The sequence below is a fragment of the uncultured Microbacterium sp. genome (genome assembly GCF_947489255.1).
Taxonomy (GTDB): domain Bacteria; phylum Actinomycetota; class Actinomycetes; order Actinomycetales; family Microbacteriaceae; genus Microbacterium; species Microbacterium phycohabitans.
Map to the genome: position 1 here is coordinate 739,775 of NZ_CANLCY010000001.1, position 13,523 is coordinate 753,297.

11 protein-coding genes are annotated in these 13,523 nt (G+C 71.7%); 7 read left to right on the forward strand and 4 right to left on the reverse strand.

The features are described from left to right. The first annotated feature begins 31 nt into the window (after positions 1 to 31). Positions 32 to 382 (forward strand): hypothetical protein, encoded by a 351-nt coding sequence (locus tag Q0818_RS03570; protein WP_298871490.1) that lies wholly within the window; start codon positions 32 to 34, stop codon positions 380 to 382. Further along, complete coding sequence (locus tag Q0818_RS03575) at positions 379 to 711, forward strand: hypothetical protein (RefSeq protein WP_298871493.1); 333 nt, start codon at positions 379 to 381, stop codon at positions 709 to 711. The genes Q0818_RS03570 and Q0818_RS03575 overlap by 4 nt, the downstream gene beginning before the upstream one ends. Positions 712 to 902: 191 nt before the next feature. Here Q0818_RS03575 and Q0818_RS03580 read toward each other — a convergent pair whose 3' ends face one another. After that, positions 903 to 1,535, reverse strand: coding sequence for a LysE family translocator (locus tag Q0818_RS03580; RefSeq protein ID WP_298871496.1), 633 nt, complete (start codon positions 1,533 to 1,535; stop codon positions 903 to 905). 257 nt (positions 1,536 to 1,792) lie between these two features. Here Q0818_RS03580 and nirB point away from each other — a divergent pair, with 257 nt between their 5' ends. Genes nirB through Q0818_RS03605 form a run of 5 tightly spaced genes read left to right on the forward strand, consistent with a single transcriptional unit; the run spans position 1,793 to position 7,890 of the window. Then, positions 1,793 to 4,375: a nitrite reductase large subunit NirB gene (gene nirB, locus Q0818_RS03585; RefSeq protein WP_298871499.1), complete on the forward strand. Its 2,583-nt coding sequence runs from the start codon at positions 1,793 to 1,795 to the stop codon at positions 4,373 to 4,375. Then, positions 4,372 to 4,812, forward strand: coding sequence for a nitrite reductase small subunit NirD (gene nirD / locus Q0818_RS03590; RefSeq protein ID WP_298871502.1), 441 nt, complete (start codon positions 4,372 to 4,374; stop codon positions 4,810 to 4,812). Before nirB ends, nirD begins: the two co-directional genes overlap by 4 nt. Then, positions 4,809 to 6,071, forward strand: coding sequence for a uroporphyrinogen-III C-methyltransferase (gene cobA, locus Q0818_RS03595; protein ID WP_298871506.1), 1,263 nt, complete (start codon positions 4,809 to 4,811; stop codon positions 6,069 to 6,071). The genes nirD and cobA overlap by 4 nt, the downstream gene beginning before the upstream one ends. Beyond that, positions 6,068 to 7,207 carry a uroporphyrinogen-III synthase gene (locus Q0818_RS03600; protein ID WP_298871509.1) on the forward strand — a complete coding sequence of 380 codons (1,140 nt, stop codon included), beginning with the start codon at positions 6,068 to 6,070 and terminating at the stop codon, positions 7,205 to 7,207. Before cobA ends, Q0818_RS03600 begins: the two co-directional genes overlap by 4 nt. Further along, positions 7,204 to 7,890 carry a sirohydrochlorin chelatase gene (locus tag Q0818_RS03605; protein ID WP_298871512.1) on the forward strand — a complete coding sequence of 229 codons (687 nt, stop codon included), beginning with the start codon at positions 7,204 to 7,206 and terminating at the stop codon, positions 7,888 to 7,890. The genes Q0818_RS03600 and Q0818_RS03605 overlap by 4 nt, the downstream gene beginning before the upstream one ends. A 30-nt stretch (positions 7,891 to 7,920) precedes the next feature. Here Q0818_RS03605 and Q0818_RS03610 read toward each other — a convergent pair whose 3' ends face one another. The 3 genes from Q0818_RS03610 to Q0818_RS03620 are packed head-to-tail and all read right to left on the reverse strand — an operon-like array spanning position 7,921 to position 13,083. Beyond that, positions 7,921 to 9,531, reverse strand: a complete 1,611-nt coding sequence (locus Q0818_RS03610) for an FAD-dependent oxidoreductase (protein ID WP_298871514.1) — start codon at positions 9,529 to 9,531, stop codon at positions 7,921 to 7,923. After that, positions 9,524 to 11,689: a molybdopterin oxidoreductase family protein gene (locus tag Q0818_RS03615; protein ID WP_298871517.1), complete on the reverse strand. Its 2,166-nt coding sequence runs from the start codon at positions 11,687 to 11,689 to the stop codon at positions 9,524 to 9,526. Before Q0818_RS03615 ends, Q0818_RS03610 begins: the two co-directional genes overlap by 8 nt. Positions 11,690 to 11,694: 5 nt before the next feature. Next, positions 11,695 to 13,083, reverse strand: coding sequence for an MFS transporter (locus tag Q0818_RS03620; RefSeq protein WP_298871519.1), 1,389 nt, complete (start codon positions 13,081 to 13,083; stop codon positions 11,695 to 11,697). Positions 13,084 to 13,523 lie beyond the last annotated feature (440 nt).

Here is a 13,523-nt window from a genome sequence, read left to right on the forward strand (position 1 = left end):
GTATCCATCAGCGTGGATTGGGGCACACACAATGGGGCACCTGTTCTACGGTTCGGCCCGAGAACCTCTTTCTCTCCCGGACCTTTCGCTTGCCTATCTGCAAACCGTCGCGATCGCGAAGCTCCGTCGGTCCGAGACATTCTTCGCGTCGTGGCGGCCTCACCCGGAGGAATCAGAAAACCGGTCGTATCTCTGGTTCCATCCGTCCATCCCTCTGATGTTCGTCATGACGAGGACGGGCGGTGTGGTCTTGGACTCCGCCGTCCTGGAACGGCTGATGAGGGCTGCGGCGACATCGTCTCAGGGGATCGACCTCGACGGACTCTCCCGACCAGAGAAGCGCGCGGCGACCTGGTCGATGTCGCCGGTGTCGAGATCATGAGACTGGTGAACGTGCCCGGCGCCGCTCGGACAGCCCCGGCTGTGCTCGCGAGCGTTCCGGAGTCCGGACACTACGTCTTGGAGATCGAGGGAACCGTCATCGGGCACGTGATCGAGGCACCCGATGGCACCTTCCTCTCCTTCGATTCGGCCGCGACTCCCATCGCCCACCACTCCACGCTCCTGGCCGCGATGGAACGCATCGTCCAGTCCACCGCAGGGCTGCGCCTGTCACCCTCCACAACCGGGCACGGGCGTCTCGTTGCGGTGTTCGCGGGAGCTCTCCTGGTCTCCCTGCTCACCGCGGCGGAGTCGGTGCTCCTGCCGTGACGGCATCGTCGCTCGCGAGGGGAGTGCTCCGCTCCTCTGCACGATGCTGGGTCCTCGTGCACGCTGCCGGCCCGTCGGCGGCTGAGATGCGCGAGCGCAGCGAAGTGCGCGCACAACTCCTGCATTCCGTCCGCTGGTAAGCGGAACCGGCTCGTTTCATCGCCGGATGCAGGAGTCGTGCGGACCCGCCGTCAGCTCTTCGCGCCGGTGAGCGCGAGCGCCCCGCCGAGGCCGATCATCATGACGCCGCCCGTGCCGGACAGCGCGGACAGGCGCTTCGGCGAGCGGGCGAACCACGTACGGGCGGTGCCGGCGGCGAGGGCCCACGTGCTGTCGCAGAGCAGTGCGAGCACCTGGAAGATGAGGCCGAGCACCAGCAGCTGCGACCACACCGCCCCCGCGTGCGGGTCGACGAACTGCGGCAGCACGGCCACGAAGAACGCGATGGTCTTGGGGTTGGTGACCCCCACGACGAAGCCCTGCCGCAGCAGCGTCCACTTCGATCGCGCGGCGGGCTGCGTCGCCGCGAGATGCGCGTGCCGGTGACGGATCGCCTGGATGCCGAGCCACACGAGGTAGATCGCCCCGACGATCTTCAGCACGGTGAAGGCCACGATCGACGAGGCCACGATCGCGCCCACCCCGAACGCCGTCGCGAGGATTGCCGGGATGTTGCCGATCGCGTTGCCGACGACACTGAGCACCCCGGCGCGGCGCCCGAGCGCGATGGACCGGCCGATCACGAACAGCACACCCGGACCGGGGATGACGATGAGCACGAGCGATGCCAGGACGAACGCGGGCAGGGTGGCGAGCGGAGGCATGGCGGAAGAATACTGCCGTTGGGGTCGGGCCACGGGCGCGGGCGTCAGTCATTCGGCCCGTCGCTGCGGGCGGATCCTCGGCGTTCGTGGGCGAGCTCGGCGACCCGCTGTCGTCCGCCGCGGAATCGCTCGGGGTGCGCCCCCGCGGCTTCCGACGGGAAAGCTCACACGGCGACGGCCTCATCGTGAGACAAAAGTTCGCGGGAGGTAACGCGCGCGACGACTTCGGCGAAACCTCGCCTGCCTACCGTCGAGGCATGCTCACTTCGAACTCGTCGCCCGGTCGCCTGGTCGTGGTCGGTGCGGGAATGGTGGCGCACCGCTTCGTCGAGAGCGTCACCGCCCGTGACGCCGACCACCGCTGGTCGATCACCGTGCTCGGCGACGAGAAGCACGGGCCTTACGATCGTGTCGGTCTCACGGGGTACTTCGCCGGCAAGACCGTCGAGGACCTCGCCCTCGACCCCCGGGTCCTCGCGCACGGGCGGGTAGGCGTGCGTACCGGTGCGCGCGTGACGAGGATCGACCGGGAGAAGAACGAGGTCGCCACCGCCGACGGTGCGACCCATGGATACGACCGACTCGTCCTGGCCACGGGTTCGTTCGCCGCCCGCCTGGCACTGGACGGCTTCGATCACGAGGGCTGTTTCGTCTACCGCACCCTCGACGATGTCGAAGGCATCCGGGCCTGGGTGGCCCGACGCCGCGCCCAGCTCGGCCGCCCCCTACGCGGCGCGGTGGTCGGTGGGGGTCTGCTCGGGCTCGAGGCCGCGGGAGCCCTGCAGGCTGAGGGCGTCGCCCCCTTCGTCCTCCAATCGAACGAGCGTCTGATGTCGGCGCAACTCGACCGCGGCGGGGCCAAGGCGCTGGAGCGCCTGATCGAGGCGCGGGGTATCGACGTGCGCACCTCCTCGGTCACGACGCGCGTGGATGCCGACATGTCCGGAGCCGTGTGCGGACTGGAGCTCCGCGACGGCACGTGGGAGGCCGTCGACATCGTCGTCTTCACGGTCGGCGTCCGCCCCCGCGACGAGCTGGCCCGCACCGCCGGGCTTCGCGTCGATCCGCGGGGCGGCGTGGTCATCGATACCGGCTGCGGCACCTCCGACCCCGCGATCCTCGCGATCGGCGAGGTCGCGAGTTTCGGCGGTCAGTGCATCGGCCTGGTCGCCCCCGGCTACGCGATGGCCGAGGTCGCCGCCACTCGGCTGCTCGGGGGCGAGGCCGCCTTCGACGGCTTCGACACCTCTGCCAAACTCAAGCTCTCCGGCGTCGAGGTCGCGAGCTTCGGCGACGCGCTCGCCGAGACGCCGAACGCCCTCGACGTCACCTACGCCGACCCGGTGTCGGGCGTGTACAAGAAGCTCGTGCTCAGCGACGACGCGCAGACGCTGCTCGGCGGGATCCTGGTCGGCGACGCGTCGGCCTACAGCGTGCTCCGACCGCTCGTCGGGCGCGCCCTCGGCGGCGACCCCGCCGCGTACCTCCTGCCCGACGGCCTCGCGCCCGCCGCGCAGGGCGACCTTCCCGACGACGCCATCGTCTGCTCGTGCAACGGCGTCACCGCGGGCACCGTCCGCGGAGCCGTCACCGATCACGACTGCGGGGATGCCGCCGAGGTCAAGGCGTGCACCAAAGCGGGAGCGGCGTGCGGTTCGTGCTTCACGCTCGTGAAGAAGCTCGTCCAGGCCGAGCTGGCGGCATCCGGGAAGGAGGTCTCGAACGGGCTGTGCGAGCACTTCCCGTTCACCCGTGCGCAGCTCTTCGACGCTGTGCGCATCTCGGGGCTCAGGACCTTCACCGCGATCGTCGAGCGCTTCGGGACCGGCCGGGGCTGCGACATCTGCAAGCCGGCGCTCGCGAGCATTTTGGCCAGCCTGTACGCGGAGCACGTGCTCGACGGTGAGCTCGCGACCATGCAGGACACCAACGACCACGTCATGGCCAACATCCAGCGCGACGGCACCTACAGCGTCGTTCCGCGCATCGCCGGCGGGGAGATCACACCCGAGGGTCTCGTCGTCATCGGCGAGGTCGCGCGCGACTTCGGGCTCTACACGAAGATCACCGGCGGCCAGCGCATCGACATGTTCGGCGCCCGGCTCGAGCAGCTACCCGACATCTGGCGGCGTCTCGTCGACGCCGGCTTCGAGTCGGGACAGGCGTACGGCAAATCGCTGCGCACGGTGAAGTCGTGCGTCGGGCAGACGTGGTGCCGCTACGGCGTGCAGGACTCGGTCGGCATGGCCGTGCAGCTCGAGTTGCGCTACCGGGGGCTGCGCTCGCCGCACAAGATCAAGTTCGGCGTATCGGGCTGCGCGCGCGAATGCGCCGAGGCCCGCGGCAAAGACGTCGGCGTCATCGCGACCGAGGCCGGCTGGAACATGTACGTCGGCGGCAACGGCGGTTTCACTCCGCGTCACGCGGTGCTCTTCGCCGAGGGACTCGACGACGACGCACTGCTGCGCGCCATCGACCGCTTCCTGATGTTCTACATCCGCACCGCGGATCGGCTGCAGCGCACGGCTCCCTGGATGGAGGACTACGAGGGGGGCATCGAGGCGCTGAAAGGCGTGGTCTTCGACGACACGCTCGGCATCGCCGAAGACCTCGACCGCGCGATGGCCGCACACATCGACAACTACGAGGACGAGTGGGCGGCGACTCTCGCCGACCCCGAGAAGCTGAAGCGCTTCCAGAGCTTCGTCAACGCCCCCGGCACCGCCGACCCCACGCTCGCCTACGTGAGCGAGCGCGGTCAGCCCCGCCCCGCCACGGCCGAGGAGCGCGCCTCGGGCGCGGTCCTCATCGGCGGGACGACACTGGCGGTGCGCTCATGACGATCCTGGAGACCATGATGATGGATGCCGAGACCCCGGCCATCACACCCGGTTGCGTGCCCGCGCCGGCCGAGGTCGCGGGGGCCGTCCCGGAGGGGTGGACCCGCATCTGCCGCGTCGACGACCTGCTCGTCGAGCGCGGGGCGGCCGCCCTCGTCGACGGTCGCCAGATCGCGCTGTTCCGCACCTACGACGGGCGCCTGTTCGCCATCGACCAGATCGATCCCTTCAGCGGCGCGGCGATCCTGTCGCGCGGGATCGTCGGGGATCGCGGGGGAGTGCCGACCGTGGCATCCCCGATGTACAAGCAGGTATTCGACCTGCGTACCGGCCTGTGTCTCGACACGCAGGGCAAGGAACCGTTGAGCGTCCGGGTGCACCCGGTCGCGGTGACCGACGGCATCGTGTTCGTCCGCATCCAAGGAGACCCCCGATGATCGCTCTCGCAGGACTCGACCTCGCCGACCGTCTCGTCGTCTGCGTCGGCGGCGGTGCCGTCGCCGAGAAGCGCATCGCTCGCCTTCGTGCCGCCGGCGCCCGCGTGCGCCTGGTCGCCCCGGTCGCCACCGCGGGACTCACGGCGCTCGCCGCCGCGGGCGACATCGAGTGGCACGCGCGCTCCTTCGCTTCCGAAGACCTCGACGACGCCTGGTTCTGCCATACGGCGACCGGGTCGGCTTCCGTCGACGCGGCGGTCGTCGAGGCCGCCGAGGCGCGCCGGGTGTGGTGCGTCAACGCCGGGCACGGGGGAAAGGGCACCGCGCGCCTGGCCGCCGAGACCACGAGCGGCGACGTCATGGTCGGCGTCGTCTCGACCGCGGGCGCCGACCCCCGCCGCACCGTCGCCGTGCGCGACGCCATCGCTCAGCGCCTCGCCGAAGGCGCCCTTCCGCTCCGCCGCCGACGTCGTCCGCTTGTGGGGAGCGTGGCGCTCGTCGGCGGCGGCCCCGGCCCCATCGACCTGATGACCGTCCGCGCCCGGGCCCTGCTCGCCGAGGCCGACGTCGTCGTGCACGACCGCCTCGGGCCCACCGGGGTGCTCGCCGAGCTCGGCGACGATGTCGAGCTCGTCGACGTGGGCAAGCGTCCGCATCATCACCCGGTGCCCCAGGATGAGATCAACGCGATCCTCGTCGACCGGGCGGCCCGTGGCCTGCGCGTGGTGCGGCTGAAAGGCGGCGACCCCTTCGTCTACGGGCGCGGCGGTGAAGAGGTCATCGCGTGCCGTGCCGCCGGCATCCCGGTGGAGGTCGTGCCCGGCATCTCGAGCGCGATCGCGGTGCCCGCGGCCGCGGGTGTGCCGGTGACCCACCGAGGCGTCGCCGGTACCCTTCATGTTGTGAACGGTCAGGAGCACCCCGGCGAGGCGACCCTGGCGGCGCTGCGCGACGACCGCGCCACCGTCGTGGCGTTGATGGGCGTGAGCGCGCTTCCCCGTTTCACCGCGGCAGCCCTCGCGGCGGGTGCGCCGGCGTCGCGCCCCGTCGCCTTCGTCGAGAACGGCCACACCCCGGCGCAGCGCACGATCCGCACGACTCTCGGAACGGCCGTCCGGGATGCCGAGGCGCAGGGCCTCGCCAATCCCGCGGTGCTCGTGTTCGGCGACGTCGCTCGCGCCGATCTGCTCCTCCCGCAGCCGGCCGCCGACGTCGCCGTCGAGCCTCTCGCAGCGGCGCGCGCCCAGGTCATCGGGTGACGGCACCGCGTCGCACGATCAGCACGGTGCTCCAGGGGTGCACCGTGCTGCTTCCCGTCGACCGGCGGTCGGGGGAGTTGTCGGCCGCGCTCGAACGACACGGCGCGCGCGTGCGCGTGGCCCCGGCGCTGACGATCGTGCCCCACGTCGATGACGAGGAGCTCATCGCGCAGACCCGGACTCTCGTCGACGACCCACCCGACGTCGTCGTCGCCACCACCGGCGTGGGGTTTCGCGCCTGGATGGAGACGGCCGACGAGGCGGGACTCCACGACGCCCTCGCTCCCGTGCTCGACGCCGCGCGCATCGTCGCGCGCGGGCCCAAGGCACGCGGGTCGATCCAGCAAGCGGGCTTCGACGCCGACTGGGTGGCCGAGAGCGAGACCTCGGCGGAGCTGCGCGACTTCCTCGTCGCCGAGGGCGTCGACGGACTTCACGTCGCGGTCCAGCACCACGGCTCGGGTGCCGACGGCCTCGACGAAGCCTTCGAGGCCGCCGGGGCGCGCGTGACGAGCCTGACGATCTACCGGTGGGGGCCGCCGCCCGACCCCGAGGTCGTCGCGGCGTCGACGCAGCAGGTCGCGCGCGGAGAGATCGACGCAGTGCTCTTCACCTCGGCACCCGCGGCCCGCGAATGGATCCTCGCCGCCCAGCGGGCCGAGGCGCTCGAGGGAGTGGCATCCCGTACGGCGCGGGGGCAGGTGCTCGTCGCCGCCGTCGGTCCCATCACCGCGGGGCCCCTGATCGAGGCGGGGATCATCCCCCTCGTTCCCGACCGCGGGCGCCTCGGGGCGCTCGTACGCGCCGTGGTGACGCACTACGGCGGACCCGACGCCCCCCTCATCCCGACCACGGCCGGCCGGCTCGGCATCCGCTCCGCGGGGATCGTGCTCGATGGGACGTTCACCCCTCTGCCCCGCACGGGGGTGGAGATTCTGCGCGCCCTGGCGATGCAGCCCGGGGCCGTCGTCACGCGCGCCGACCTGGTCGCGGTGTTGACGAACGCGGGGGCGTCGGCTCACGCGGTGGAGGTCGCGGTGGCCCGAACGCGCGAGGCGTTGGGCGGCACCGACCTGATCCGCACGGTCTACAAGCGTGGCTATCGGCTGGACGTAATCGACCAGGAGGATTCGTGACCGCTGTGCTCATCGCGTGCGCCCACGGGACGCGCTTCGAAGAAGGACGCGTCGTCGTCCGCGAGTTGCTCGACATCCTGCGCGCCACCGCCCCCGACGACGTCGAGGTGCTCGAGGCCTACGTCGACGTGCACGGGCCGTTCGTCGCCGACGTGGTGGAGGAGGCCCGCGAACGCACGTCCGACATCGTGATCGTGCCGCTGCTGCTGTCGACGGGGTACCACACCGAGGTCGACCTGCAAGAGGCAGCGGACGGCCTCCCCGTCGCCGGGCCCCTCGGCCCGCACCGGCTGCTCGCCGAGATCCTCGCCGACCGTGTCCGCGACGCGGGAGCCGGGCCCGACGACACGGTCATCCTCGCGGCCGCCGGTTCCACGCGCCCCGGCGCGGTGGTCGACGTCGAGGGCATGGCGGCGATGATGGCGGATGCCGGAGTGCAGGGCCCCGTCGTCGCGGCGTACGCCGCGGCCTCCGAGCCGCGGATTCCCGACGCCGTGGCGGCGGCGCGGGCCGACGGACGGCGAACGGTCGCGGCGAGCTACGTGCTCGCGCCCGGGCATTTCTCGCGCGTCATCGAGAGCGCGGGTGCCGATCTGACCTCGGCCCCGATCGGCGCGGACCCGCGCGTGGCCACCGTGGTGTGGGAGCGGTGGCGCGAGGCCCGCGGCGGCGACTCGTCCTGAGCGCCGAGCCCGCCCGCCCGGGGTGGGCGCTCACGCCGGGACGGTCTCGCGGGCCAGCAGCTCGGTGATCCGGCCGACGCACCCGCCGCAGCCGGTGCCGGCACGGGTGGACGCCTTGACGCAGGCGATCGTGGGCTCTCCGGCCGTGGCGGCCTCGCGGATCGCGCCCGCGCTCACGCCGTTGCACCAGCACACGGTGGCGTCGGCGGCGAAGGGGTCGGCGACGACGGCCATCCCGGCGTCGGGCGCGTCGAGCCGGAGCAGCGCCGAGCGGTCGGCGGGGAGCTCCGAGCCGCGTTCGAACAGCAGCGTCAGTTCCGCGCCGGTGCGCGGCATCCCGACCGCGACGAAGCCGGTCAGCACGCCCCCGACGGTGACGAGCTTGACGTAGGCACCCCGCGCGGGGTCCGCCCAGATCGTGACCTGGGGGCCGTGGCATCCGGGGGCGTGCGCGAAGGGGTCGGCGTCGACGTCTCCGCCGGCCACGACGTCGACGCCCTCGGCCTTGAGCATGACGACACCGGGGCGCTCGACCGGCACCGGAACAGGGGATGCCGCAGCGAAACCGTTCGCGCTCCCCGGTGCCGCCGCAGCGACGCCCGTCGACAGCAGCGCGGCAAGGCGGTCGGCCTGGCGCCAGCCCGGTCCGACGAGCCCGCTCGGGCCCCCGGGGACTCGGCCGTGGGAGTCGGCATCCGCCGGGTCGGCGACGTGCGCGCAGTCGCCGATCGCGAAGACGTCGGGGTCGGTCCACGAGCGCGAGGAGCCGTCGACGAGGATCCCCGTCGAGATCGCCAGGCCCGCGAGCGATGCCACCTCCGTCCGCGCCGCGACCCCGCACGACAGCACGAGCAGGTCTCCCGCGAGCACCTTGCCGTCGGCGCACACGAGGCCGTCGAACCACGCGTGTCCGTGGTCGTCGTGGCGGAGGAGGAGGCTCTCGGCCCGCGCGTGGTGCGCCATCTCCACCCCGACCGCGGTAGCGGATGAGGCCAGCACTCGCCCGCCGTTCTCGTCGAGCGTCCGATTCATCGGGGCGGCGGAGTGGTACGCCACCACCACTTCGGCTCCGGCCTCGGCGGCGGCCAGCGCGAGCTCCATCCCGAGCACTCCCGCGCCCAGCACGACGATTCGCTGCCCGGCCGAGACGGCCGCGCGTACGTTCTCCGCGTCGGCGAGGTCGCGCAGGGCGACGACGCCGCGGGGCAGCGGCGCGCCGCCGAGGTCGAGGTTGTCGGGGGCTGTCGAGACGGACGCGCGGTCGCGACGCGCGCGCTCCATCCCGGCGAGTGTCGGGACGTTCGCGCGGGCGCCGGTCGCGAGCACGAGCCGGTCGTAGTCGAGAGGGATGCCATCGTGCAGGCGCACGACTCGGCGGTGACGGTCGACGCCCACCACCGTCGTCGCAAGATGGAACCGCACGCCGGCTTGTTCGGCGACGCGTCGGTCGTCCATGTCGAGGCCCGCGCGGTCGGTGCGGCCGACCGCGTACTCGGCGAGCAGGACGCGGTTGTAGACGTCGTGGGGCTCGGCGCCTACGACGGTGAGGTCGATGCGCCCGTCGCGGACCGCGGGCAGCAGCCCGTCGATCAGCCGCGCCCCGACGGGGCCGTAGCCCACCAGCACCACACGCTCAGGCATGCAGACCCTCCTTCGTCAACGCGCCGCCCCGACCGGCATCATCGATCGGTCCACCCGCGACTGAGACCCCGACCGGCTCGTGCGCGGTGGGTCGCGCGACCGGCACCGTGGCATCCGGAGCGACCGTCACGCGCGTGCGCTTGAACTCCGGCATCGCCGACGTCGGGTCGACGCGAGCTTCGGTCAGGCGGTTCGCGCACTCGTCGCCGGCGTAGTGGAACGGCAGGAAGACGGTGTCGTGGCGGATGTCGGTCGTCACGCTCGCCCGCGCCCGCACGGTGCCGCGTTCGTTCGACACCGCGACGAGTGCGCCTTCCCGGATGCCGAGTCGAGAGGCCGTCGCCGGGTGGATCTCGAGCTGCGCCTCGGGCCTGGCGCCGTTCAGCTCGGAGACGCGGCGGGTCTGGGTGCCCGACTGGTATTGCTGCAGGTAGCGACCGGTGACGAGGGTCAGGTCGCCGCCGCGGTCGGTGGGCGTCGGGGGAGCGGCCTCGACCGGTACGAGCCTGGCGAGCCCGTCGGCATGCGCGAAACGCTCGGCGAACGGACGCGGGGTGCTCTCGGACCGGTACGGCCAGTACGCCTCGATGCCCGTGTCGAGCATGGCGTGCGAGAGACCGGAGTAGTCGGCGATGCCGCCCTCCGAGGCGCGGGCGAGCTCGTCGAACACCTCGGCCGGATTCGTCGACCACGTGGATGCCGCGCCCAGGCGCCGCGCGATCTCGGCCATGATCCACAGCTCGCTGCGGGCACCGTCGGGCCCGGGCAGCGCCTGGCGGCGGCGGATCACCCGGCCCTCGAGCGAGGTCATCGTGCCCTCCTCCTCGGCCCACTGGAGCACGGGGAGCACGATGTCGGCGAGCTCCGCGGTCTCGCTCAGGAAGAAGTCGCACACGATGAGGGTGTCGAGGGCTTCCAGCCGGGCCCGCACGGCTTCGACGTCGGGCGCCGAGACGACGACGTTCGACCCGGCGACGAGCAGCGCCTTCACCGGGCCGCCGAGTTCGCCGAGCAGGGCGGTCGCCGGGATGCCGGCATCCGGGAGGTCGTCATGATCGACGCCCCACACCCCGGCGACGTGCCGACGCGCCTCGGGGTCGCGGATGGAGCGGTAGCCGGGCAGCTGGTCGGCCTTCTGCCCGTGCTCGCGCCCGCCCTGGCCGTTGCCCTGTCCGGTGAGGGTGCCATAGCCCGAGTCCTCGCGGCCGACGAGCCCGAGCACGAGGGCGAGGTTGATCGCGGCGGTCGCGGTGGCGGTGCCGTCGACGTGTTGTTCGACGCCGCGTCCGGTGAGGATGTACGTGCGCCCCGCGGCGAGGCGGCGGGCGGTCTCGCGGAGCTGAGCGACGGGGATGCCGGTGGTCGTCGAGGTGCGCTCGGGCCACCACGCGGCGACCGATCGGCGTACGGCGTCGAAGCCGGTCGTGCGCTCTTCTATATACGCGCGGTCCGCGAGGCCCTCGGCGATGACGATGTGCGTGAGGCCGAGCAGGAGCGGCAAGTCGGTGCCGGGGGCGGCTTGCAGGTGGGTGCCGGCCCCGTCTTCGGTCAGGCGCGCGGTGGCGGAGCGGCGCGGATCGACGACCATCAGGCCGCCGTTCGCCCGTGCTCCGGCCAGGTGCGCGAGGAACGGCGGCATGGTCGCGGCGACGTTGGAGCCGAGCAGCAGGATGGTCCGGGCGTCGTCGAGGTCGGTGACGGGGAAGGGCAGGCCGCGGTCCATGCCGAATGCCCGGTTGGATGCCGCGGCCGCCGACGACATGCAGAATCGGCCGTTGTAGTCGATGCGCGAGGTGCCGAGAGCGACCCGGGCGAACTTGCCGAGTTGGTAGGCCTTCTCGTTGGTGAGGCCGCCGCCGCCGAAGATGGCGTTGGCGTCGGGTCCGTGCGCGGCCTTCGCGTCGCGGAACGCCGCGGCGACGGCATCCAGTGCCTCGTCCCAGGTGGTCTCGGCGAGGGTTCCGTCGGACTGTCGGGTCAACGGCATCCGGAGTCGTTGGGGGGATGCCAGGAGCTCCGCCGACGTCCAGCCCTTGGCGCAGAGCCCTCCCCGGTTGGTGGGGAAGTCGCGGCCGGCGACCGTGGTGGACCCGTCGTGGATCACGGTCATGGCGCACTGCAGCGCGCAGTAGGGGCAGTGGGTGTCGGCGGAGCTCATGGTCGTCAGATCCGGGTGCCGGTCTTCTTCGCCATCCGCAGGTAGACCCCGGCGGTGAGGGCGAGGAAGGCGACGTACGCCAGGGCGAACCAGCCGAGGGCGGGGGTGTACGAGCCGAACGTCGTCTTCGAGAAGCCGAGCAGCTGCGGGATGAAGAACCCGCCGTACGCGCCGATCGCCGAGACGAGGCCGAGGGCGGCGGCGGCCTTGCGCTGCGCGCCGATCCCGTTGTTCGAGCGAAGGGCGAAGATCGTCGGGATCATGCGGTACGTCGAGCCGTTGCCCATGCCGGCGGCGGCGAACAGCACCAGGAAGCAGAGCAGGAATACCGCGAAGTTCTGCATCGGCAGGGTCAGGATCACGCCCAGGATGCCGAGACCCATCACCGTGAACGCGCCCATCGTGATGACGGTGCCGCCGAAGCGGTCGGCGAGCTTGCCGCCGTAGGGGCGGGCGAGCGACCCGACGAGGGCACCCAGGAAGGCGAGGGTGACGGTCGCGGTGCCGATCGCGATCCCCTTGAAGTCGGGGAACGTGTCGGCGAGGAGCTTCGGGAAGACGCCGGCGAAGCCGATGAACGAGCCGAAGGTGCCGATGTAGAGGACGGCCATGATCCACAGGTGCGGCTCTTTCAGAGCGGCGAGGGATGCCGTGATGTCGGCCTTGGCGCTGGAGAGGTTGTCCATGCGGAAGTACGCACCGACCATGGCGACGAGGATCAGCGGCACCCAGATGAGACCCGCGAGCGGCAGGTTGAGGGTCGCGGCGGCGCCGACGGTGATGACGATCGGCACGACGAACTGCGCGACCGAGGCGCCGAGGTTGCCGCCGGCGGCGTTGAGTCCGAGCGCGTATCCCTTCTGCGCGGCGGGGTAGAAGAACGTGATGTTGGCCATGGAGCTTGCGAAGTTGCCGCCGCCGAAACCGGCGAACGCGGCGATCAGCAGCAGAAGGCCGAACGGGGTCGCGGGGTTCGACACCGCGATGGCGAGGCCGATGCTCGGGATGAGCAGCAGACCCGCGGAGACGATCGTCCAGTTGCGACCGCCGAAGCGCGGAACCATGAACGTGTAGGGGATGCGCAGCGTCGCGCCCACCAGGCTCGGCATCGAGATGAGCCAGAAGATCTCACCCGTCGAGAGCTGGAAGCCCGCCGTGGGCAGCGAGACGACGACGACCGACCACAGCTGCCAGACGACGAACCCGAGGAACTCGGCGAAGATCGACCACCGCAGGTTGCGGGAGGCGATGGCCTTGCCCTCGTTGGCCCACTGGGTGGCGTTCTCGGGGTTCCAGTTGTCGATCCAGCGGCCGGGGCGGTGTTGTAGCTCCGCTACTTCTGTTGCGGCCGCGGGCGGCGTTGCGGTTTCGGGGCGCGGGTCGGTGACGGTCACGGAGTCCTCCGGTGGGCGATGCGGGGGAGGTGCAGCGCCTCGCATGGGCGGGGCGTGATCGCCAGCGTAGGGAGGAGGGGTTTCCCGGGGACGCGTGCCCGGGGGCGGGGAGGTAACGAGTGGCTCACCCGCGGTGGGGTGGGGGGAGAGGGGGAGTTTACGTGGGCGTTACACGGGTCGGTATAACAACGGTGTGGATGTCGACGGCTCGACCGCATGGTTGAGACATCTCCGGTTATCGGTGCCGGGCGGCGTCCGCTTGGAACGGGTGCGGTACTCCACGCAGGGTCATGAACACAATGCCTATCTGCGTGGCCAGTACGAGGTGGTCCTCCTGTTGACGCTTAATGCCCGCCTGCTGGCCCCTGCGGTCCTGCGAAATTCGCAGAACCATCGCACCGGGTGGACTGGGGACGGCATGTGCCTGGTCGCAGCCGATC